23 protein-coding genes are annotated in these 21,223 nt (G+C 67.0%); 12 read left to right on the top strand and 11 right to left on the bottom strand.

Annotation, left to right across the window (positions count from 1 at the left end; translation table 11 throughout):
- Positions 1-188 precede the first annotated feature (188 nt).
- Positions 189-1,292: a hypothetical protein gene (locus tag Y710_RS15645; RefSeq protein WP_231875766.1), complete on the top strand. Its 1,104-nt coding sequence runs from the start codon at positions 189-191 to the stop codon at positions 1,290-1,292.
- A 27-nt stretch (positions 1,293-1,319) separates the two neighbouring features.
- Here Y710_RS15645 and Y710_RS15640 read toward each other — a convergent pair whose 3' ends face one another.
- Positions 1,320-1,673 carry an Rv2640c family ArsR-like transcriptional regulator gene (locus Y710_RS15640; RefSeq protein ID WP_040517687.1) on the bottom strand — a complete coding sequence of 118 codons (354 nt, stop codon included), beginning with the start codon at positions 1,671-1,673 and terminating at the stop codon, positions 1,320-1,322.
- Positions 1,674-1,769: 96 nt separating this feature from the next.
- On the opposite strand from Y710_RS15640, the gene Y710_RS15635 reads away from it, so the two are divergent.
- The 5 genes from Y710_RS15635 to Y710_RS15615 all read left to right on the top strand — a co-directional run bounded on the left by Y710_RS15635 (position 1,770) and on the right by Y710_RS15615 (position 5,016).
- Complete coding sequence (locus tag Y710_RS15635) at positions 1,770-2,243, top strand: ArsI/CadI family heavy metal resistance metalloenzyme (RefSeq protein ID WP_009678365.1); 474 nt, start codon at positions 1,770-1,772, stop codon at positions 2,241-2,243.
- Positions 2,244-2,334: 91 nt separating this feature from the next.
- Positions 2,335-2,697, top strand: coding sequence for an ArsR/SmtB family transcription factor (locus Y710_RS15630; protein WP_050792756.1), 363 nt, complete (start codon positions 2,335-2,337; stop codon positions 2,695-2,697).
- Positions 2,694-3,785 (top strand): ACR3 family arsenite efflux transporter, encoded by a 1,092-nt coding sequence (arsB, locus tag Y710_RS15625; protein WP_009678367.1) that lies wholly within the window; start codon positions 2,694-2,696, stop codon positions 3,783-3,785. The genes Y710_RS15630 and arsB (Y710_RS15625) overlap by 4 nt, the downstream gene beginning before the upstream one ends.
- A complete protein-coding gene (locus Y710_RS15620; protein WP_009678368.1) occupies positions 3,782-4,183 on the top strand; it encodes an arsenate-mycothiol transferase ArsC in 402 nt (133 codons plus the stop codon). Before arsB (Y710_RS15625) ends, Y710_RS15620 begins: the two co-directional genes overlap by 4 nt.
- Positions 4,184-4,455: 272 nt before the next feature.
- On the top strand, positions 4,456-5,016 hold the full coding sequence (locus tag Y710_RS15615) for a hypothetical protein (protein ID WP_231875765.1): 561 nt from the start codon (positions 4,456-4,458) through the stop codon (positions 5,014-5,016).
- Here Y710_RS15615 and Y710_RS15610 read toward each other — a convergent pair.
- A complete protein-coding gene (locus Y710_RS15610; RefSeq protein WP_197462949.1) occupies positions 4,988-6,832 on the bottom strand; it encodes an FUSC family protein in 1,845 nt (614 codons plus the stop codon). The two genes, Y710_RS15615 and Y710_RS15610, sit on opposite strands and share 29 nt — an antisense overlap.
- A gap of 218 nt (positions 6,833-7,050) precedes the next feature.
- Here Y710_RS15610 and Y710_RS15605 point away from each other — a divergent pair, with 218 nt between their 5' ends.
- The 3 genes from Y710_RS15605 to arsB (Y710_RS15595) all read left to right on the top strand — a co-directional run bounded on the left by Y710_RS15605 (position 7,051) and on the right by arsB (Y710_RS15595) (position 9,142).
- Entirely contained in the window at positions 7,051-7,593 is a 543-nt protein-coding gene (locus Y710_RS15605) for an AAA family ATPase (RefSeq protein ID WP_062367861.1), read from the top strand.
- A gap of 77 nt (positions 7,594-7,670) precedes the next feature.
- Positions 7,671-8,054 (top strand): ArsR/SmtB family transcription factor, encoded by a 384-nt coding sequence (locus Y710_RS15600; RefSeq protein WP_039866836.1) that lies wholly within the window; start codon positions 7,671-7,673, stop codon positions 8,052-8,054.
- Complete coding sequence (gene arsB / locus Y710_RS15595; protein ID WP_039866870.1) at positions 8,051-9,142, top strand: ACR3 family arsenite efflux transporter; 1,092 nt, start codon at positions 8,051-8,053, stop codon at positions 9,140-9,142. The genes Y710_RS15600 and arsB (Y710_RS15595) overlap by 4 nt, the downstream gene beginning before the upstream one ends.
- Positions 9,143-9,196: 54 nt before the next feature.
- Here arsB (Y710_RS15595) and aztD read toward each other — a convergent pair whose 3' ends face one another.
- The 4 genes from aztD to aztB are packed head-to-tail and all read right to left on the bottom strand — an operon-like array spanning position 9,197 to position 13,475.
- Positions 9,197-10,399 (bottom strand): zinc metallochaperone AztD, encoded by a 1,203-nt coding sequence (gene aztD, locus Y710_RS15590; protein WP_062367860.1) that lies wholly within the window; start codon positions 10,397-10,399, stop codon positions 9,197-9,199.
- Between the two features lie 49 nt (positions 10,400-10,448).
- Positions 10,449-11,381: a zinc ABC transporter substrate-binding protein AztC gene (gene aztC / locus Y710_RS15585; RefSeq protein WP_006895004.1), complete on the bottom strand. Its 933-nt coding sequence runs from the start codon at positions 11,379-11,381 to the stop codon at positions 10,449-10,451.
- Positions 11,378-12,571 (bottom strand): hypothetical protein, encoded by a 1,194-nt coding sequence (locus tag Y710_RS15580; protein ID WP_006895003.1) that lies wholly within the window; start codon positions 12,569-12,571, stop codon positions 11,378-11,380. Before Y710_RS15580 ends, aztC begins: the two co-directional genes overlap by 4 nt.
- Positions 12,572-12,617: 46 nt before the next feature.
- Positions 12,618-13,475: a zinc ABC transporter permease AztB gene (gene aztB, locus Y710_RS15575; protein WP_006895002.1), complete on the bottom strand. Its 858-nt coding sequence runs from the start codon at positions 13,473-13,475 to the stop codon at positions 12,618-12,620.
- Between the two features lie 48 nt (positions 13,476-13,523).
- Here aztB and aztA point away from each other — a divergent pair, with 48 nt between their 5' ends.
- The 3 genes from aztA to Y710_RS15560 all read left to right on the top strand — a co-directional run bounded on the left by aztA (position 13,524) and on the right by Y710_RS15560 (position 16,437).
- Positions 13,524-14,156, top strand: a complete 633-nt coding sequence (aztA, locus tag Y710_RS15570) for a zinc ABC transporter ATP-binding protein AztA (RefSeq protein WP_062367859.1) — start codon at positions 13,524-13,526, stop codon at positions 14,154-14,156.
- 75 nt (positions 14,157-14,231) lie between these two features.
- Entirely contained in the window at positions 14,232-15,146 is a 915-nt protein-coding gene (gene metA / locus Y710_RS15565) for a homoserine O-acetyltransferase MetA (protein ID WP_045538208.1), read from the top strand.
- Positions 15,147-15,318: 172 nt separating this feature from the next.
- Entirely contained in the window at positions 15,319-16,437 is a 1,119-nt protein-coding gene (locus Y710_RS15560; RefSeq protein WP_062367858.1) for a linear amide C-N hydrolase, read from the top strand.
- 31 nt (positions 16,438-16,468) lie between these two features.
- Here the strand turns inward: Y710_RS15560 and Y710_RS15555 are convergent, their stop codons facing one another.
- The 5 genes from Y710_RS15555 to Y710_RS15535 all read right to left on the bottom strand — a co-directional run bounded on the left by Y710_RS15555 (position 16,469) and on the right by Y710_RS15535 (position 21,075).
- Positions 16,469-16,762: a hypothetical protein gene (locus tag Y710_RS15555; protein WP_231875764.1), complete on the bottom strand. Its 294-nt coding sequence runs from the start codon at positions 16,760-16,762 to the stop codon at positions 16,469-16,471.
- Positions 16,763-16,889: 127 nt separating this feature from the next.
- The gene (locus Y710_RS15550; protein WP_039866831.1) at positions 16,890-17,492 is read right to left on the bottom strand and encodes a TetR/AcrR family transcriptional regulator; all 603 of its coding nucleotides are present in this window, start codon (positions 17,490-17,492) and stop codon (positions 16,890-16,892) included.
- A gap of 125 nt (positions 17,493-17,617) precedes the next feature.
- Positions 17,618-19,129, bottom strand: coding sequence for an MFS transporter (locus Y710_RS15545; RefSeq protein ID WP_062367857.1), 1,512 nt, complete (start codon positions 19,127-19,129; stop codon positions 17,618-17,620).
- A 35-nt stretch (positions 19,130-19,164) separates the two neighbouring features.
- Positions 19,165-20,196, bottom strand: a complete 1,032-nt coding sequence (locus tag Y710_RS15540; protein ID WP_062367856.1) for an Atu2307/SP_0267 family LLM class monooxygenase — start codon at positions 20,194-20,196, stop codon at positions 19,165-19,167.
- 42 nt (positions 20,197-20,238) lie between these two features.
- Positions 20,239-21,075, bottom strand: coding sequence for a mycofactocin-coupled SDR family oxidoreductase (locus Y710_RS15535; protein ID WP_006894994.1), 837 nt, complete (start codon positions 21,073-21,075; stop codon positions 20,239-20,241).
- Positions 21,076-21,223 lie beyond the last annotated feature (148 nt).

The following is a 21,223-nucleotide window of genomic DNA, read 5'->3' as shown; positions in this document are numbered from 1 at the left end:
CGGAACGAAACCCAGGGCGCTTCACACCATCAGGAATCCCCTTGTGCGCACCGTGCGCTGGTATTACCGATGAGTTTCACTGCCGACGATGCGGAGAAGAGAACGGCCACCATCGCCGCGACATCTGTGCGCGGTGTGCGGTCCGCGAGGACCTGTACGGACTACTCGGCGGCAAACCTTCCGATCCGGTGCTGATAGGCCTCGTCGATGCCCTCTGCTCAGCAAAGCGTCCGGAATCGACGATCGTCTGGAAGCGCTCACCACGAGTCCAGGCCCTGCTGCGCGGCCTCGGCGACGGGTCGATCGCCGCAACGCATGACGGTCTCGACGAGCATCCCGGCCGGGCCACCGAGCATCTGCGGGCTCTCATGCAGCACCACGAGCTCCTCCCGCCGAGAGACCCGTGGCTCCCCCGGTTCGAGCACTGGATCGAGGACAAACTCGATGGGCTGCCCACCGAGGTCGCTCAACCAGCACGACATTTCGCGACGTGGCACCATCTGCGGCGTATTCGCCAGATCGCCGATTCGGGCCAAGACACCCAGCCCGCCGTTCGATCAGCCAAGCAGGAGATCACCGAAACGGTGAAGTTCCTGAGCTGGCTCCATGAGGCCCACGGTCGAACGATCCAGACGTGCACGCAACACGACGTCGACCAATGGATCGCCGCCGGACCGACGACTCGGCACGCCATCCGCACGTTCCTGGTCGTCAGCAAACGCACCAAGCTCAACACCACCGTGACTCTCGATCCTCGATACGCGCAGACCTGTCCAGCGCTCACCCAGGACCAGCGCATCGCCTGGATCGGCGAACTCGTCACCACTCGCAGTGAGGCACTTCCCTATCGAGTCGCCGGCGTCTTGATTCTGCTCTACGCTCAGCCACTCAAAGGGATCGTCCGAACCCGCACCGCAGACATCGCCGATGGCGACCCCATGACCATCATTTTCGGTCGACACCCCGTCGACGTTCCCGAACCGTTCGCTGAACTCGTTCGCGAACTGCTGCACAGCAGAACAAATCTCCGAACCAGCGACGATGACAACCCCTGGCTGTTCCCCGGAACTCACGCGGGCCACCACCTGCATCCCGACACAATCATGCACCGTCTACGCCACCTCGGGCTGAGTAACCTCGGCGCCCGCAACAGCGCTCTGGACGATTTGGTCGTCGAATGCCCACCACCGGTCGTCGCTGACGCCCTGGGCTACAGCCATCAGGTCGCGTTCAATCATGCCGAACACTCAGCCGGAACGTGGGCACGCTACACAGGTCGACGGATCCGATGACACCCCGCTCAAACGAGAACTGATCGTTCAGCAGCAGGTGTTGAGGACCCCGCGAAGCGCTTCGAGATTGACAGGTTCAGCCCGGTAGAAATTGTTCACACCGCGACGTTGCGAGGTGACTAGGCCTGCGCCGCGGAGCTGGTTGAGGTGATGCGTCGCGGTGCCGCCGGAGACACCTACCGCACAGGCGAGATCGCTGGCGGTCATCTCGCGAGTCGGATCTGTCATCAGCAGAGACATCATCCGGATGCGAGTCGGGTCGGCGAGAGCTTTGAGTCGCAGCGCGAGCTCGACCGCATTCTCGGTCGACATCGGCCCGGCCGCCAGAGGTGCGCAGCAGATCGGAGCACTGACGTCGATCACTGGCAATGACTTGGGCATATTTCCAAGCTACCAAAGCCTTTGACATACATCAAAGCTATGGGTACAACGGAGTGGTCAGACACTTCGACATTCCTCAAAGCCTTGGAGGCTCTCATGTCCCGCGTTCAACTCGCCCTCAACGTCGACGACCTGGAAGCGTCGATCGCGTTCTACAGCAAGCTGTTCAACACCGCCCCCGCGAAGGTCAAGCCCGGCTATGCGAACTTCGCGATCGATGAACCCGCACTGAAGCTGGTCCTGCTGGAGAACCGCGGCGAGGGTGGCACCATCAACCACCTCGGCGTCGAGGTCGACTCCAGCGAGACCGTGCACGGCGAGATCGCTCGCCTGACCGGCGAAGGACTGTTCACCGAGGAGCAGATCAACACCACCTGTTGCTTCGCCACTCAAGACAAAGTGTGGGTCGGCGCTCCTGACGGTGAACGCTGGGAGGTCTACACCGTCCTGGCCGACTCGGACACCTTCGGCGAGGCACCCGCGCTCGCCTCAGAAGGCTCCGACCTGGGCCTGACGCAGGCGTCGCAGGACTCGTCAGCGTGCTGCACACCGGCTTCCTCGTGCTGCTGAACCTGCGGTGATTTCGAGCTGGCGAGGGGCGTCACTGCTGGGTGGCGCCCCTCGTGTTGCGACCAATATCGATCAATGTCAATATCGATGCATGTCGAAACCATTGGGGATTGAGATCCCGCCGGTGCGGTGTTCGTCGCTGGTGCGGGAGCCGTTGACGCCCGAACGGTCGGTGCAGGCGGCCGTGGTGTTCAAAGCGCTGGCCGATCCGGTGCGGTTGCAGTTGTTCAGTTTGATCGCCAGCCATGACGGCGGCCAGGCGTGTGTGTGCGACATCTCTCCGGCGGTCGATGTCTCGCAGCCGACGGTCTCCCATCACCTGAAGGTCCTGCGGACCGCCGGCCTCCTGGAGTCCGAGCGCCGCGGATCCTGGGTGCACTACCGGGTTGTGCCAGCTGCCCTCGACATCGTTGCCGCCATCGTGGCACCACTGACCGGGAAGGCTCTGGCATGAGCGTCCAGACGCCGAGCCGCAGCGTCGCCGGCAAGTTGTCGACGCTAGATCGGTTCCTTCCGGTGTGGATCGGGTTGGCGATGGTCGCCGGGCTGCTGCTCGGCCGCCTCATTCCGGGCCTGAACACCGCCATCGACAAGATCCAGATCGACGGGATCTCCCTGCCGATCGCACTCGGGTTGCTGATCATGATGTACCCGGTGCTGGCGAAAGTCCGCTACGACCGCCTCGACACCGTGACCGGAGACCGCCGCCTGCTCATCGGATCGCTGGTCCTGAACTGGGTGGTCGGCCCGGCACTGATGTTCGCCCTGGCGTGGCTGCTGCTGCCGGACCTGCCCGAGTATCGCACCGGCTTGATCATCGTCGGCCTGGCCCGCTGCATCGCGATGGTCATCATCTGGAACGACCTCGCGTGCGGTGACCGCGAGGCCGCGGCCGTGCTGGTGGCGATCAACTCGGTGTTCCAGGTCCTGATGTTCGCCGTCCTGGGCTGGTTCTACCTGTCGGTCCTGCCCGGCTGGCTCGGCCTTGAACAGACCACCATCGACACCTCACCATGGCAGATCGCCAAATCAGTACTGATCTTCCTCGGCATTCCCCTGCTCGCCGGCTACCTCAGCCGCCGGATCGGCGAACGCCGCCGCGGCCGCGACTGGTACGAACAATCGTTCCTGCCTCGCATCGGACCGTGGGCCCTGTACGGGCTGCTGTTCACGATCGTGCTGCTGTTCAGCCTCCAAGGCGACCAGATCACCTCCCGCCCCGGCGACGTCGCCCGCATCGCACTTCCGCTGCTGGCCTACTTCGCGATCATGTGGGGCGGCGGCTACCTCCTCGGCGCCCTCCTGGGCCTGGGTTACGAGCGCACCACCACCCTCGCGTTCACCGCCGCGGGCAACAACTTCGAACTCGCGATCGCCGTCGCGATCGGCACCTACGGCGCCACCTCCGGCCAAGCCCTCGCCGGCGTCGTCGGGCCCCTCATCGAGGTCCCCGTCCTGGTCGCCCTGGTCTACGTCTCACTCGCCCTCCGAAAACGCTTCACCCCCACCACTTCTCAGCCCACCGAAAGGGATTTGCCATGACACCGTCCGTGCTGTTCGTGTGCGTCAAGAACGGAGGCAAGTCCGTGATGGCCGAAGGTCTCCTGCGCCAGGCCGCGGGCGATGCGATCGAGGTGCACTCAGCCGGCACACGCCCCGGCACCGCCGTCAACGCCCTCTCCGCCGAGGCTCTCGCCGAGGTCGGCGTCGACATCACCGGTCACGTCCCGGTCGGCATCGACCCGGCCCTGCTCGCTCGCGTCGACAAAGTGATCACCCTGGGTCGAGAAGCCGTCGTCGACGTCCCCGGAGTCACCGTCATCAACTGGGATACCGACGAGCCCTCCGAACGCGGCATCGACGGCATCGAACGCATGCGCCTAGTCCGCGACGACATCACCGCCCGCGTCCGAAACCTCAGCAATGAACTTACGAAGTAAGCCCTCGTTCAATAGACGACGGAAGCAACGCTGACTCGGTTCCGGTCTCGGCCGCTATACGCACGGATGCAATACGCAGGGTGTCCACTAGAATCCGGCAGCCCATACGACACGAGTCAACATCCGGCTTGGCACTTACGGGTCGGACTTCGAAGCCGAGTGAACCTCTAATACCCTCCTGCCCATCTTCTTTCGGGAGGTCGTACGACGAGTGGTCCATCAAGCCACGCGATGCCCGCTTGCACAACGCCCATGGCGGCTACGCTGGCCGCATGCGGGTGTCCCGATTGAACGACCTCGGGCTGGTTATCGGGCCGGCACTGTTCGCACTGTCGCCGGCATTCTGGAAGGACGGACACTACGGCGCGGTGGGCGGCATGCTGATCGCAGTGTCGACGGTGCCGTGGGTGTTCGGACTCATCGGCCAGTACGACCGGGTACGCTCGCGACTTCCTCTGGCGGCCGGACTGTGGCTCCTGCTGGTGCTGATCGGCATGTTCGGGACAGTCGCGTTCGGGTTGCAGGGGTTCTTCGAGGACGTGTTCGGAGTCGACGACGCATCCGCTCTCGCGGCATTCGACGGCTACCCGGCGGCTGGTACGGTGATGTTCCTACTGGCGGGACCGACGTTCCCGCTCGCACTCCTGCTACTCGGAATGATGTTGTGGCACACGAGACTGTCGCCCCGAGCGTGTTCAGGACTGCTCGTGATCGCCGCGATCGCGTTCCCGATTGCACGGGTGTCTCTCGATGACCGAGCATCGTGCGACTTAGACGAACGTCTCATGACGGACAGCGACCGGGTCAGCGTCCGTGCGGAACCAGCCCCATGACTTCAGCGAGTCTGTCGACAATCGCACCCAGACCGTCGCCTGTACGCAGATTCTGCTGATCGACAGCACTGGCGCGGGGGTCGCTCCCCTGTTCTGGGATCCGCCCGGCGGCTCGGACGGCGTCGGCGACATCGCGTGCACCGTCGGGATTCGCCGGCGCACGGTTGGAGAGCCTGTCGGCGGCGTACCGGGCGACCTCGTCGGCCAACTGCTGCGCCGCATCGACGGCCGGTAACCAGGCCGCGGCCACGGCGTCGCTCGGCGGTGGCTCAGCCAGCGCTCGGTGGAGCCGAGCGCTCAGCTCGGTGAGCGAGGCGGCGGCCGCACGTCGAGCACGGACAACGCCGTCGTGCCGTCGTCCGACAGGACCCGCATCGTCACGCGGAATCGGAGTTCCGGCATAGGTCAGTTCGGTCGCGATGGATCCCATCGCTTCGGCGAAGACCTGGTGCACCCACACTCTCCTGGAGTGCGGCCAGAGAAGGTAGCCGAAGACGATGACAACAGCTCCGCCGATGGCGGTCGCCGCGATGCGTTGTGCAGAGTAGTTGTCCTGTTCTGCGGGAGTGATCGCGGCGACGAGAAGAATCACCACCGGCGTGATGGCGACTGCCTGTAGAGAGTACGAGCGCATCATCAGCCACGGAATGAACACGGAGATCAGCAGGATGGCGACGCCGAAGCCGACGCCCTTCGGTACCAGCACGATGATCACGGTGGCAACGCCGGCACCGATGAGAGTCCCGATGATACGCAGGATCGCGCGCGAGAACACCGAACCGAAGTCCGGTTTCATCACGAGACAGACCGTCAGCGGCACCCAGAACCAGTGACTGAACGGGAAGTACCACTTGGCCCCGACGGCGATACCGAAGCACAGTGCCAGCCTGACCGCAGCGCGGATCACCTCGGAATCGATCGTCGCCGAGACCGGCGTGACCGGGCGACGCGCCTCTGTGCGCTGCGGTGCGGTCAGCGCGTCCTGCAACCGGTCGATGCGCAGCGTGAGCGCCGACGCGCCGTCGGTGCGCACCGGCACCGGTGTCGAGATCAACTCGTGGCGGGTGATGCCGTCGGCAAACGCTTCGAGGCGTCGCGCAGCGGCCTCCGCGACGTCCGGGTCCTCTTCGCCGACCAGAAGAGCCTGAACCCCCTCCGCTGCGTCGAGGACGTCGTCAGTGAGCGACCACCACCTCGTGCGCCGGCGCAGCGGGAGTTCCGCAAGTCGGTCACGCGCGGCATAGTAGGCGGCGTCGGTGCGGATACGTGCATCCGTGGTCTGCGCGCCCCCGACCAGCAGATCGCCGTGCCGAGCCCGGGCGAGTTCCGCCAGAGCTTCCAAGAGCGGTTGTAGCCCTTTGCGCTGCGGTCGGTCTGGGACGATCAGCGCCTCCAGCCCGAGCAGTACGGCATAGAGCGCTGCGCCGGCGCAGTACAGCCCCAGCGGCACCCACCAATTGTGAATCCCGTCGACACCGATCGCGATCGAAGAGGTGAGCAAGAACTGCATTCCGCCCACCGAGAAAGCAGGCCCGAGTCCTGCCAGCAGACCCATCAGGAGTGCGAGCATCGCCATGAGGACGGCGAGCGCGACGAGTGGCATGTCCTGCGAGTATCCGAGGATGTATCCGGCCGCCGCGATCGGTGTCGATACCGCGATGATCGTGAAGTTCAGCCGGTAGGTTCCTTCGCGCTCGCCCGCTGCGAGAAGCAGACAGGCCAGACCGATCCACATCCCGGTGACGATGTGGTCGGTGAGCGCTCCGACGATGAACGGCACGCCGACCGCCGCTCCGGACCGGATCGCATGTCCCACGGGGAATTCCGCCGGACGAACGCGTACGGTTTCGCGCATCCAGGACCATCGAGGATCGTCGGCGAGCGAACGCATCGGGGACAGCACCGGGACTCCTTGTGCCGAGCAGCACGGGGTGTGAACTGACTCTATCGGTGGTGTCAGACCCTTCAGTGCCATGGCGGACTCCGTTCCGTGCCAAGACGAAGTCCAAGCGAATTCAGAGCAGAGGAGAAGACATGTACGGCCGTCAATCGCGCGCAGTGGTTCTGTCGGGGTGCTCGGGTGGAGGCAAATCCACCGTGCTCGAGCATCTGGCGGCTCACGGATACCGCACAGTCGACGAGCCCGGTCGCCGAATCGTCCGGCAAGAACTCCGCACCGGCGGGCACGCCTTGCCGTGGGAGGACGCAGACCGGTTCGCGCGAGCGTGCATCGACCTCGCGCGCTGGGATCGCGAGGACGTCGTCGCCGACCGGTGGACCTTCTTCGATCGCGGGCTGGTCGACGCCGACACCGCGTTGCGTCACTACGCGGGCCGATCAGCGTGTTCGATCGAGGAGTTGCAGAGCTATCACGCGCGGGTGTTCATGACACCGCCATGGCCAGAGCTGTACGCAGCGGACGACGAACGGCAGTTGGGGCTCGACGAGGCAGTCAGTGAATACGGCCGTCTACTGCGCAGGTACGACGAACTCGGTTACAGCGTCACCGTCCTGCCGAAAGTGGGCGTCGCCGAGCGCGCCGAGTTGATTCTCGCTGAGCTCGGTCTGCGTGGTTGATCGGTCGGCCCGGCCGGAGCTTCCGGGGAGCGCTCACCCGACTTGCCCACAGTATCGATGGACGTCAATATCGAAGTATGTCGAATCAGTCAACGGCCGCCGTCGCGACCGGAACGATGCAGCGGTGCTCCCCTCTCGTCCGCGAGCCGCTTTGCGTCGAGGACGCCGGCGAGGTGTCGTCGGTGTTCAAGGCGCTCGCCGACCCGATACGGTTGCGCCTCTTCAGCTTGATCGCCAGCCACGCCGGCGGCGAAGCGTGCGTCTGTGACATCTCCCCCGCCGTCGATGTCGCGCAGCCGACGATCTCGCATCACCTCAAGGTGCTCAAGGCGGCCGGCCTCGTGGCATCCGAGCGCCGCGCCTCCTGGGTGTACTACCGCGTCGTCCCCGAAGCGCTGGCGACGCTTACCGCGGTCCTCTCTCCGGTGGACCAGCCCACCGGCGCCCCGTGCGCGTCATGACCGGCACCTCTACGGAACCGGTGGCCGCACGGCTCTCCGGACTCGATCGCTTTCTGCCGATCTGGATCGGGGCGGCCATGGCCGCGGGGTTGTTGCTCGGCCGCGCGGTCCCGGGGCTCGGCACGGTTATCGAGAAGATACAGATCGACGGCGTGTCCCTGCCGATCGCTGTCGGACTGCTGATCATGATGTATCCGGTGCTGGCCAAGGTCCGCTACGACCGGCTCGACACCGTGACCGGCGATCGCAAGCTCCTCGTCGCCTCGCTGCTCCTCAACTGGGTGGCCGGGCCGGCGTTGATGTTCGCCCTCGCGTGGCTGATGCTGCCCGACCTCCCCGAATACCGCACCGGCCTGATCATCGTCGGCCTGGCGCGCTGCATCGCCATGGTGATCATCTGGAACGACCTCGCGTGCGGCGACCGCGAAGCCGCCGCGGTCCTGGTCGCGATCAACTCGGTGTTCCAAGTGGTCATGTTCGCTGTGCTCGGTTGGTTCTATCTGTCGGTCCTACCCGGCTGGCTCGGACTGCCGCAGACGCGAATCGACAGCTCGCCGTGGCAGATCGCTCAATCGGTTCTGGTATTCCTCGGCATCCCGCTGGTGGCCGGCTACCTCTCTCGCCGGATCGGCGAACGCCGACGAGGTCGTCAGTGGTACGAGGAGTCCTTTCTCCCGAAGGCCGGACCGTGGGCTCTCTACGGTCTGCTGTTCACGATCGTGATCCTCTTCGCCCTCCAAGGCGACCAGATCACCTCCAAGCCGTGGGACGTCGCTCGGATCGCCCTGCCGCTGCTGGCCTACTTCGCGATCATGTGGGGCGGCGGCTACCTTCTCGGCGCGGCCATGCGACTGGGGTACGCGCGGACCACCACTCTGGCCTTCACCGCGGCAGGCAACAATTTCGAGCTCGCCATCGCGGTGGCCATCGGCACGTACGGCGCCACATCGGGCCAAGCTCTTGCGGGCGTCGTCGGCCCGCTGATCGAGGTCCCGGTCCTCGTAGCGCTCGTGTACGTGTCTCTCGCACTGCGCAGACGGTTCGCCGCCGACGCTCCCGGGGACGGAGACGAAGCCGAAAACGCTTGAGGCCCCGGCTGTTCCGAGACCGGAACAGCCGGGGCGCCGAGCCTCACACCACGGTCAGTGCTTGTGGAGGGTTCCGCTGATCTCGTTCGGTGTCACGTCGAGCGACGCCGCGGCACTCACCGTGCCGGTGGACAACGACACCCGCTTGATCGTCTTCGTCGCGGGATCGGTCACATAGGCGGTGTCGTCACGGACGAACAGGGACGGCCGCGGCTCCTGCCAGTCCATCGGTTCCTGCCACTTGCCGACGACCGGAATCGACTTGACGTTCGCGCCGGAGACGACGTCGAAGACATGCAGATGTCCGTCGGTGCCCAGGATCAGAGCTTCGCCGCCGGGTCCACGGCCGAGCGAGCGGAAGCTGTAACTGGCGCCGCCCGGCATCTGGACCAACCGCTGCTTCTGGGCAGCGGTATCGATCAGAGCGAACTGCGTGGGGAATTCGCGCTCGGCATCCGGGTCGGTCTTGTAGTCGCCGACGAGCACCGGCGACGCGTCGCTGCCGACCTGAGTGGACGTGGCGCCGTACTCCGGATCGACGGAGGGCACCTTCACGAACGCGCCGTTCTTGAACAGGAGGACCCCGTCCTTGCAGCCGAGCCCGACCACCTCCCCGGACGCCACCGCCTCGCCGTGGACTCCCGGGCACTGATCACTGTGAGCGATCTGTCTGCCCTGCGCGTCGACGGCCCGCGCTCCGCGCCGGTTCTCCTCGTCGCCCACCGAGGCGACGATAGTCCCGTCGGTGAGTTCCACGGCGACGCCGTGATGCGGACTCGCACTCGTGTATTCGCGTGTGGTCGGTGCGCCGTCCGACAGTTCGTGCGGATCGAACGAGAGCGCCGACCCCGTGGAGTCGGTGAACAGCACGGTCTTACCGCCGTGCAGCACGACGTGACCCGGCTTCTCCCCGGGATAGACGAGATCGGTCAATTCGGCATGGGAGGCGTCCATCACCGTGAACCCCTTCTCGTCGGAGACGATGAGATGGTCGTCGTCTCCCGCCGGATTGACGCGAGTGAATCCGTCCATCGGAACCTTGCTCACCACGTCGAGGCTGGTGCCGTCGAGGAGCGCGATGCCTCCGTCGTAGGTGACGGCGATCGGTTCGGCGACTTCGGTTCCGTCGGGAGGCGTGCTCGACGACGCCGACTCGTCATCGGCCGACGAGCACGCGGTCATCGTGAGGGCGGCCGCGGCCGCCAGCGTGAGCACTACCCTGCTGTGCCGCACCCACTCTCGGTTGCTGAGCATCATTCACTGTCACCTTTCATTCACATGGGTGTCCGTCGAGGCCCGGGACGGGTCAACGCGACAGACCTGAACTGATACGAGAAGCGTTGGTTCGCATCATGGCGATGTAGCTGTCTGCCTCGGTGCCCCGCTCGTCGAGAGACTCCGAGTACAGCGGAACGATGGCGACCGCCGTCCGGGTCTCGGCTGCGAGGGCCTTCGCGAGGCGGTCGGGCTGGGACGTGTCGACGAAGATCGCCGACACCGCGGTGGTCCGGATGGCCGTCGCGAGCGATGCCAGGTCGGAGCTGCTCGGCGACGCGAGGGTGGTACCGCTCGGCACGACGGCGCCGATCACCTCGAAGCCGTAGCGATCAGCGAGATAGCCGAATACGTGGTGATTCGTCACCAGCTTGCGGCGATCCTGGGGAATCGCCGCGAAGAGCCCGCGCATCCACTCGTCCAGATCGTTCAGCTCCGAGAGATACGCCTCGGTGTTCGCGCTCAGCCGGGCCCGGTCGACGCCATCGATCTCCGCGAGCCGGTGCGAGACGGCACGGACCGCGTCGCGCATCCGGGTCGGGTCGGTCCAGAAGTGCGGGTCCGCGGCTCCGGAGGTCTCACCGGTGCGGAACGTGATCGGTCGGGCGGCCCCGCCGGCTTCGACGATCGGGACCCCGTCGTCGTGCGCGGCGCGCACATGATGCTCGATGCCTTCTTCCAGGCCCAGCCCGTTGTAGACGATCAGGTCCGCATTGCGCATGGCGCCCGCCTCGCGGGCCGAGACGGCGAACGAATGCGGGTCCGCGTTCGGCTTCATCAGGGTCATCACCGTCGCCTGATCACCCACCAGCCGACCGACGACGTCACCCAGAATGTTGGTGGTCGCCACCACCTGCGGCTGGTCGTCGTGCGCGATGCCGCAGCCGGTGAGCGCCACTGTCCCGAGCAGGGTCCCGATCACCGCTGCGAGCAGTGTCGCCACGAGGCGACGCGGCGGCGTCATCGACCGACCTCGACCATGAGCTCGGGCTCGACGTCGACCGGGAGGGTGCGTGTCCTGCGCAGGGAGTCGCCGTAGTCGAACTCGTGAACGGCTCGGGCCGTGGGCTCGGAGAGGTACGCCCGGCCGGTGTCGGCGGTCAGCACCTTCCCGGCCATGCCCGCAGACGCACCGGCCGTCGCGACCGGCCGCCCGGCGCCGGTTGCGGGGTCGACGGCCAGGGTGCGCAGTTCACCGTCGTCGGTGAGCACGATCAGCGTCTCGTCGCGCCCCGGGGCCAGAGCGGCGGACAGCCGGTCGGCCGAGGGCACCCACCGAAGCGACCCTGCCGAGGAGTCGAGCAGCCACGAGCCGGCCGCGGTGGCCGCGACGGCCCGGTTGCTGCGTGGCCGAACGCCGAACGCACCCGCCCGCGGTCCCCTGCGTCCGTAGTCGAGTACCTGTGCGGCGACCTCGCCGCCCCTGTCGGTGAAGAGGATGATCGCCTCGGCGCAGGACACCGCGACCGCGTTGCGCAGCAGCGCCGGGCCCTGCGGGTCGACGCAGGGCTGGGCCGGTCGGCGGGGATTTCCGTCCCGATCGGTGAAGACGACTCTTGAGGCGGGGCGGTCCGGACCGTCGCCCAAGCCCAACACCAGGCCATCTGCGTAGGGCACGGCGAAACCCGCACTGCTGCGGGTGTCGATGGTCGAGATCGGGCGCGGGGCCGAACCGTTCTCCAGACCCCGCCGGTCCAGCACGGTCACCGAGCCTCCGCGCGCGCCCACCGCGGTGATCTCGTCCGCTCCCGACACGGTCGTGACGGCCGCGGGCACGGTCAGCGTGCCGAGCGGCTTGGTCGTCGCCCGGTAGTAGTGAACGTGATCGCCGTGATCGACGGTCCAGCCGCCGCTGTCCACCACTTCCAGAGTGTCGCCGTCGATCACGTAGACGAAACGGCCGTCCTCGTCCAGACGCTGCGCCGCCGTGGTCAGGTCCACCGTCACGGTGCTCTCCTCCGCCGGGTCGAGGAAGCTCAGCTTCTTCCCGTTCCGGGCGGCGACGGCGAGTGCGATCTGGGGTTCGGACTTCTCTTTCGCTCCTTCGACGTAGCCGTGCGGGCGCTCGGTGCCGGCCAGGCCGTTCTCCGGCGCCGGTTCGTCGGCGCCGCAGCCGGCGGCCAGGATGACGGTCGACGTCGCGAGCGCCGTCATCGCTGTTCGGACTGTTCGCGTTCGGTTGGGCAAGAGTGTTCGCCTTTCATGTCGTCGGGTCGGCGATGCCACGGGCGCGCCGCAGCACCGCGCGTCCGATGGCGCGGAGTGTGAGGGTGAGGAAGAACAGGACGACCGCGGTCGCGGCGATGGTGGCACCGGCCGCCGTGGCCCGATGCCAGGAGACGAGCAGCCCGACGAAAGTGGCGAGGGCGCCGAATCCGAACGCCATGAGCATGGCCGCGGGAACCCGGCGCACGATCAGCAGTGCGGACGCCGACGGCGCCACCAGCATGCCGAAGGCCAGCAGGGTGCCGACCACGCTGAAGGCGCCCGCCATCGCAACGGCGAGTGTCAGGACCATCAGCAGATTGGTCGCGGTCGGCCGCAGACCGAGCGTGCGCGCCTTGCGGACATCGAAGGTCACCGCGAGGAATCCCCGGTAGGACAGCGTTGTCACCGCCAGGACCGCCGCGACGAGTACGCACAGCCGCACGAGGTCGCCGTCGTCGACGGCCAGCACGTCACCGAATAGGAAGCCGGTCAGGTCGGTCGCGAACGACGAGGAGTGCGAGACGATGATGACCCCGACCGCCAGCAGTCCGACGAACAGCAAGCCGATGCTCGTGTCCCGGCCGAAGTCGCGGTGGGTGCGCATGGACTCGACCCCGAGCACCATCACCACCGCGCTCGCCGCCGCGCCGACGATCAGGTCGACCCCCGTCAGCGCCGCGACCGCGACCCCGGGAAGCATGGCGTGTCCCATCGCCTCGCCGAGGAAGGTCATGCCGCGGGCGATCACCCACACCCCGACGAGTGCGCACAGCGCCGACAGCACCACGCCGGCCCACAGCGCGCGCGCCATGAACGCGACCGAGAACGGCTCCAGTATCGTTGGGATCACGCGTTAACAGTAACGGTTATCAATTTCATTAACTCGAAGGGGTCCCGATTGACTGCCACCGGCTACACCGTGCGCGGGCTGAGCTTCAGCTATGGCGCGACGACGGTCCTCGAGAATCTGACGACGACTCTGCGGCCGGGGGCGGTCACCGCCCTCGTCGGCGCCAACGGCACGGGCAAGAGCACGCTGCTGGAACTGATCGCCGGAGTGCGCACACCGGACGCCGGCGAGATCACGCCCCGACCGCGACGCCCCGCACTGCTGACACAGCGCAGCGAGCTCATCGACGGACTGCCGTTGACCGTCCGGGACTGCGTGCGAATCGGGACCTTCGGACAGGTGCCGTGCTGGCGCCCGACGGCACGGCGTGAGCGGCGCGCGGCAGAGGAGATGATCGAACGAGTCGGCATGACGCCGTTGCGGGAGTCCCGGATGCGCGACCTCTCGGGTGGGCAGCGCCAGCGGGTGTTGATCGCGCAGACGCTGGTTCAGCGGGCTGATCTCTATCTCCTCGACGAGCCCTCGACGGCGCTGGACGCCGGGACGCGAGAGCTCCTCTGCACCCTGCTGCGGGAACACGCGGACGCCGGTAAGACGGTGGTCGTGGCGTCGCATGATCGCGACGAGATTCGATTCGCCGACACGGTCATCGAGCTCGCGAGCCCGTCGATGTCGCGATGACCGTCGGGGCCGGCGCGGTCGGCTCCCGCACCGGTCCGGGGCGCGCCACGGGCATCCAGACTAGACTTATCGGCTATGCCCGTCACAGTGCCGCACGATCTCCCCGCCCGGGCCGTCCTGGAGGCGGAGAAGGTCTTCGTCATGTCCGACGAGCGCGCGGGGCATCAGGACATCCGCCCGATGCGGATCGCGATCTTGAATCTGATGCCGATGAAGGTCGCGACCGAGACACAGTTGCTGAGACTGCTGAGCAACAGCCCGCTGCAGGTCGAGATCACCTTGCTGCACATGTCCAGCCACGTCTCGCGGAACACGCCGCCCGGTCATCTCGAGTCGTTCTATTCGACCTTCGACGATGTGGCAGACAAGCACTTCGACGGATTGATCGTCACCGGGGCCCCGATCGAGAGGCTCGACTTCGAGGACGTCGACTACTGGCCCGAGATGACCAGAATCCTGGATTGGACACGCAGCAACGTGCAGTCGACGCTGCACATCTGCTGGGGCGCGCAGGCTGCGCTCTACCGGCACTACGGGGTCGGCAAGTACGAAGTGCGCCAGAAGATCTCCGGCGTGTTCACCCATCGCCTCACCGGCGCGAAGTCGCCGCTCGTCACAGGTTTCGACGAGGAGTTCCTGGCCCCGCATTCCCGGCACACCGACGTCCACGCCCGTGACATCGAGGCGACCGGTGCGGTCGAGGTGCTGGCCGTGAGCGACGAGGCAGGCGTCTTCCTGGCGGCCACTCCCGACGGTCGCGAGGTCTTCGTCACCGGGCATCCCGAGTACGACGCGGACACGCTGGCCCGCGAGTATCGGCGCGACAGTGACCAGCAGAGCGACGTCGCGGTGCCCGCACACTACTTCCCGGGCGACGACCCGACCGCGCTCCCGCTCAACCGCTGGCGCGGACACGGTCACCTCCTGTACACCAACTGGCTCAACTACTGCGTCTACCAGGAGACGCCGTTCGATCCGAACGGCGTCTGAGACCCGATCGATCGCCGACTTCGGCGCAGGGGCTCCGCTCCGTGCAGAAACCGGGCTGATCCGTGCCGCCACGGCCTTGCGCGACGCGGACCCCACGGGGGCACCTTAGGCTGACAGTGACGCCTGAGCCCACTGCTCACCGCGCCTGAACTGCGACGAAAGCGATTGACGTATGTGTACACGTGTTATATGGCCGGACGCGGGTGGTTCGGTGGTCGTCGGACGCAACATGGACTTCGCGCGCGATCTGCACACCAACCTCTGGAAGCTCCCCCGCGGTGTGAAGCGCGACGACCGGGTCGGCGGAGGCCTCTCGTGGACCGCGAAGTACGGCAGCGTGGTCGCCGGAGTGTACGACATCATCTCCGCCGACGGGGTCAACGAGAAGGGTCTGGCCGGACACGTCCTGTGGCTGGCGGAGTCGGATTACGGCACGCCCGATCCGGCGCGCCCGCAGCTCGCCATGTCCGTGTGGATGCAGTACTACCTGGACAACTTCGCCACCGTGGCCGAGGCCGTCGAGTGGACCCGGGCCAACGACCCCCAGGTGGTTCCGATGGCCGACCCGACCGGAGGCAGCAAGCCCGCGATCCACCTCGCGCTCGACGACGCCGACGGCGACTCGGTGATCTTCGAGTACATCGACGGGAAGCTGAACGTCTTCCACAGCAGGGATTACTGGGTGATGACGAACTCACCGTCATACGACCGGCAACTCGAGCTCGTCGAGAAGTACGAGGGACTCGGCGGTGAGGATCCGATCCCCGGCACCTGCCGCGCCGAGGACCGCTTCGCACGTGCCCTGTACTACGTGCGGAATCAGCCGCGGCCGTCCTCGCGGCTGGAAGCCGTCGCCGCGATGGGCAGCATCATCCGGAACTGTGCGCAACCCTTCCGGAACCCCGAGCCGGGGAAGCCGGACGCCTCCACCACCCTCTGGCAGGTGGTGATCGATCTGACGAATCTCCGCTATGTCTTCGAATCGACCACGCGACCGAACACCGTCTGGGTCGATCTGGCGGAGCTCGACTTCAGTGAGGGTTCGGGTGAGTGGAAGCTGAACCTGGTCGACCACCTCGAAGTGGAACACGGCCTCTCCGGCAACGTCACCAAGAAGTTCAAGAAGCACCGCAAGTTTCACCTCGTCTCGGTGAAGCAGAGTGAGCTGATCGGCGAACTCGTAGCGGAGGCTGCGAAGACCATCGATCCGCTCAAGTCGGCGGAGACGCGGGCGGAGCGGATCCAGGAGAAGGTGGAGGCGAAGATCGCCGAGTTCATCGCCTCAGAGTAGGAATCTCGACGAACCCCGTGGTTGTGTCCGGTCAGCGGTGGGGCGTGAGAGTGATCGCGCCGATGACGGCGCCGCCGAAATAGGCCGGGCCCCGGTAGCCGCCGTGACCGTCGCTGTTGAGAATGACGCGATGTCCCGGGAAGAGGTCGACATAGCCGCCGGTGGCAGTCCGATGAATCGGGTACCGCCCGATGAGTACCAGTTGATCGCCCTCGACGCGGGCATCACGTTGCAGAAGGACGATCCCGGACGACGAGGTCGTTGACGTGTAGGAGCCCGGAGCGACATCCGCGGCCGCCTGGCCGGCGGAGCCGAAGAGCGCCATGGCTCCGATCCCCGCCGCGATCGCGGCGGTCCGAACGACAGCGGTCCGAACGACAGTGGGGCTGGGGCGCATCGACATCGTCGTCTCCTGGCTGCTCGGGCCTATCAGCGTACGCCGCGCCGGTCGCTCAGCGCGAGCGAAGCCCGTCGGCGACGGTGGCGATGTACGTCGCGAGCAATCGGTCGAGCCGATCGTGGTCGGCACGCAGCGCCCCGGGACGCCAGGCCAGTGCCAGCAGTCCGTTGAGGGTGGCCCAGAAGGCTGTCGCCAGATCGTCCGGATCGAGATCGGAGCGTGCGCTGCCGTCGGCCATGCCCGCGCGGATGGTCGCCGCGAGCTTGGCGTTCTGCTCCCCCGTCAGCTCCGCGATGTGGGCGACGGCGTCCGGCTCGTCGGGCGGCTCCACAAGGATGCGAAACTCGTGCGGCCGTTCCCTGGCGAACTTGGCGTAGGCGGCGGCCGCCAGCAGGAGGCGTTCCTCTGCGGTCCCCTCCGCGTCGTAGGCGGCGTCCATGTAGACCCGGCTCTCCCTCATCGCCTGCTCAGCCACCGCCGTGAGCAACGCCGACCGCCCGCCGACCCTGTTGTAGATGGTCTGGACTGCGACGTCCGCGCTTTCGGAGACCGCATCGAGGGTCAGCGCATCGGTGCCGCGGGTGGCGACGAGTTCGCGCGCGGCGTCGACGATCGCCTGACGCGTCGCCGCGGCGCGCCGCTGGGTACGCGTCATCGGCGCCTGCCCGTCCCCCGGCTTCGACGCCGACTGCTTCCGTACGCCACTGGGAGTCACGGACCCACCCTATCGACTTCCAACGGTGGAATCGATTCCAAGTCGGCGGCGGCCCTGCGGCCCGCTCAGACCGGTGCGGCGGCCGGTTCCGGACTCGCGGTGTTCAGCCCGAGCGGGTGTCGGACGTTGATCAGCAATCCCGCCACGACTGCCACGAACGCGAGGATGGCGGCCGCGACATAGAAACCGACACTGTCTCCGTGCACCATGGCGAGAGCCTGGAAATGAGGAATGTCCGCGGGGCCGCGGACCGAGTCCCGGTGATCGGTGATGTAGCGCGCGGCCGCGTTCGCGGCGACCGTGTTCAGCAACGCCGTCCCGACGGCGCCGCCGACCTGCTGCGAGGTGTTCACCATCGCCGAAGCGACACCCGCGTCGTACGGTGCGACTCCGAAGGTCGCCAGGTTCATCGACGTCATGAACACCGTTCCCATGCCGAAGCCGAGAATGAGCAGACCGGGGAAGATCACGCTCCAGTATCGGGTGGAGTCGGCCGAGACCTGCGCGAGGATCAGCATGGCGCACGACCCGAGCAAGGCGCCGGGCACCAGCAGGTACCGCGGCGGGACGCGGGTGATCAAGCGGGCCGCCACCTGCGTGGACCCGATGAGCATGCCGAACACCATGGGCAGGAACGCGAACCCGGCACTCAGCGGAGTGTAGTGATGCACAGTCTGCATGTAGAGGGTCAGGAACAGGAACGATCCGAACATCGCGATCACGGACAGCGCGACGGTCAGGTACGCGCCGCCGCGCGAACGGTCTGCGACCACGCGCAGCGGAAGCAGCGGATACGAGTACCTCCACTGCCAGCCGACGAACAGAGCGAGCAGCACCACCGCCGCCACCAGACAGGTCAGCGTCCCGCCGTCGGCCCAGCCCTTCTCCGCGGCCCGGCTGAAGCCGTACACCACCAGCGCCAGCCCGGAGCCGCCCAGCACCACGCCGAGTACGTCGAGCTTGACGACGTGGTCGGTGTTCCTCGGCGGCTCCTTGATTTCGAAGACCGCGCCGAGCAGCGCGACGGCCGCGATCGCGACGTTGATGTACATCGTCCAGCGCCAGTCGAGCACCTGCGTCAGCAGGCCGCCGAGGAGCAGGCCGACGGCGGCGCCGCCGCCGGCGATCGCGCCGAAGACGCCGAACGCGCGTGCACGTTCCTTCGGTTGCGTGAACATCACGGTCAGGAGGGAGAGCGCCGCGGGCGCCAGCAGGGCTCCGAAGGCCCCCTGCACGGCTCGCGCGGCGAAGAGCATCGCCTCATTGACCGCCGCGCCGCCGACCGCGGATGCGCAGGCGAATCCGACCAGGCCGATCATCAGCGCCCGGCGGCGGCCCCACATGTCCGCCACGCGGCCGCCGAACAACAGCAGTCCGCCGAAGGCGAGGGCGTACGCGGTGATCACCCACTGCTGGTTCGCGGTGCTGATTCCCAGATCCCGCTTGGCATCGGGCAGGGCGATGTTGACCACCGTGCCGTCGAGAACCACCATCAACTGTGCGAGACAGATGAAGACCAGGGCCTTCCAGCGGCGGGGATCGGGTTCGGTGACGGGTTCGGCTGCGGGCACTGACATCGGGTCGCTCGATTCGTCGTCGCTATCGTGCAATCTCAGGCAAGGTCAGCCAGAATCCTACGCACCGCGGGCACCACCTTCTCGCCGTACAGCCGGATGGACTCCTGCTGGTCGTCATGGGTGACCGGTTGGTCGTATTTGAGGTCGAAGCGGTCGACCTTCAACGTGTGAACAGTCGCCGCGATCTTCTCTGCGACCGTCTCGGGGGAGCCGACGTACAGCGATCCGGTCTCGATCTCGCGCTCGAAGTCGCCCGCGGCCGGCGGCGGCCATCCCCGCTCACGCCCCATCCGTTCCCGCATCTCGAACCAGCCGTCGCGCACCAGATTCCGGGCCGCTTGGTCCGTATCGGCGATCAGGCCCGGCGAGTGGACCGCCACCGGCCTGCGTGGAACGCCGAACTGATCCTGCGCGCGCTCGAACAGGTCGACGTAACCGGCGAAGCGGTCGGCGGGTCCGCCGATGATCGCCAGGAACAGGCCGAAGCCGTATCGTGCGGTCCGGACCACCGATTCGGGACTGCCGCCGACGCCCACCCACGCGGTGATGCCGTGGGCGGTGGCCGGGTAGACGCGCTGGTCCGACAGCGAGGCGCGGGTGCTGCCCGACCAGGTCACCGGCTCCTCGGTCAAGAGCGCCGAGAGCAGGGCGAGCTTCTCCTCGAACAGCACCTCGTAATCGCGGAGGTCGTACCCGAAGAGCGGGAACGACTCGGTGAAGGACCCGCGGCCGGCGACGATCTCGGCTCGGCCGTTCGAGACCGCGTCGAGCGTCGCGAACCGCTCGAAGACGCGGACCGGATCGTCGGAGCTCAGCACCGTCACGGCCGAACCCAGCCGGATCCGTTCGGTCCGCGAAGCGATGGCGGCCAGGACCATCTCCGGACTCGACACCGCGAAGTCGGGCCGGTGATGTTCACCGACGCCGAAGAAGTCCAGGCCCGCTGCATCGGCGACCACCGCATCGTCCACCAGATCACGGATCACCCGCGGGTGGGGCACCGGCTCTCCGTGTGCGTCGCGGGTCACTCCGCCGAAGGTGTCCAGGCCGAATTCGATGTGGTTCACGGTTGGGTCAACGATCACCGTGGACCGAATGATTCCCGCACGTCAGCTCGAGACCCGGGCGGCGGCGCCCGCGTCGACGGGAAGCACGGTGCCGGTGATGTGGGCGCTGGCCTCCGCGGCGAAGAACAGGACTGCGCGAGTGACCTCCTCGGGTTCGAGGAAGGCGATCGGCTGCGCGTGCAGCATCGCCATGACCGGCTCCACATCCGCGCGCGTGGGTGCGTCCAGGTCTGGCCGCACCACCGAGTACAGCGCGTCGTTGTGCACCATCGGCGTCGAGATATTGCCCGGCGCAATGGCGTTCACCGTGATCCCGTGAGCGGCGAGATCGAGCGCCACGCTCTTGGTCATGCCGATGACGCCCCATTTGGACGCGCCGTACGCGGCCTGACCCTGTGCCGCGCTCCGCCCGAGCATCGAGGAGATGGTGACGATGCGCCCGTAGCCGCGCGCGATCATCCCGGGCGCTACCGCGGCGAGGGTGTTGTACACACCGGTCAGGTTGCTGCCGATGACCTCCTCCCAGACGGCCGCGGACGCCTCGGTGATCGGCGACGTGCCGGAGACGCCTGCATTGGCGACTGCGACGTCGACGCGGCCCAGCTCGTTCTCGGCGCGTGCGACCAGCGCCTCCATCGCCGCCCGATCTGCGGTGTCCGCCTTCACCGCGATGCATCGCCGCCCGGTGGCCTCCACCAGTCGGACCGTCTCGGCGAGATCCTCCTCGGTGCCCATCGGGTAGGCGATCGCGGGGCTGTCCGCACACCGATCGCAGACGACGACGTCCGCGCCCCGTTCGGCGAACGCGATCGCGTGCGCACGTCCCTGACCGCGTGCGGCTCCGGTCACCAATGCCACGCGATTGCTGAAGTCGTCCATGCCGTCTCCTTGCCGCCGGACGTGCGTCCGGATCGTCGATCGAAACTCGTCTGTCCAGAGGACACACCACATCTATCAGTCGCGGCGAGTCCGTGCGCCCACTGAGCGGGATCGCGTCCCGCGACAGTGCCTTCGGCCGCACCGCCGG

The organism is Gordonia sp. QH-12, from assembly GCF_001578675.1.
GTDB classification, from domain to species: Bacteria; Actinomycetota; Actinomycetes; order Mycobacteriales; family Mycobacteriaceae; genus Gordonia; species Gordonia sihwensis.
Note: the sequence above shows the minus strand (reverse complement) of the source record. Positions and strands in the feature narration are given on the sequence as shown.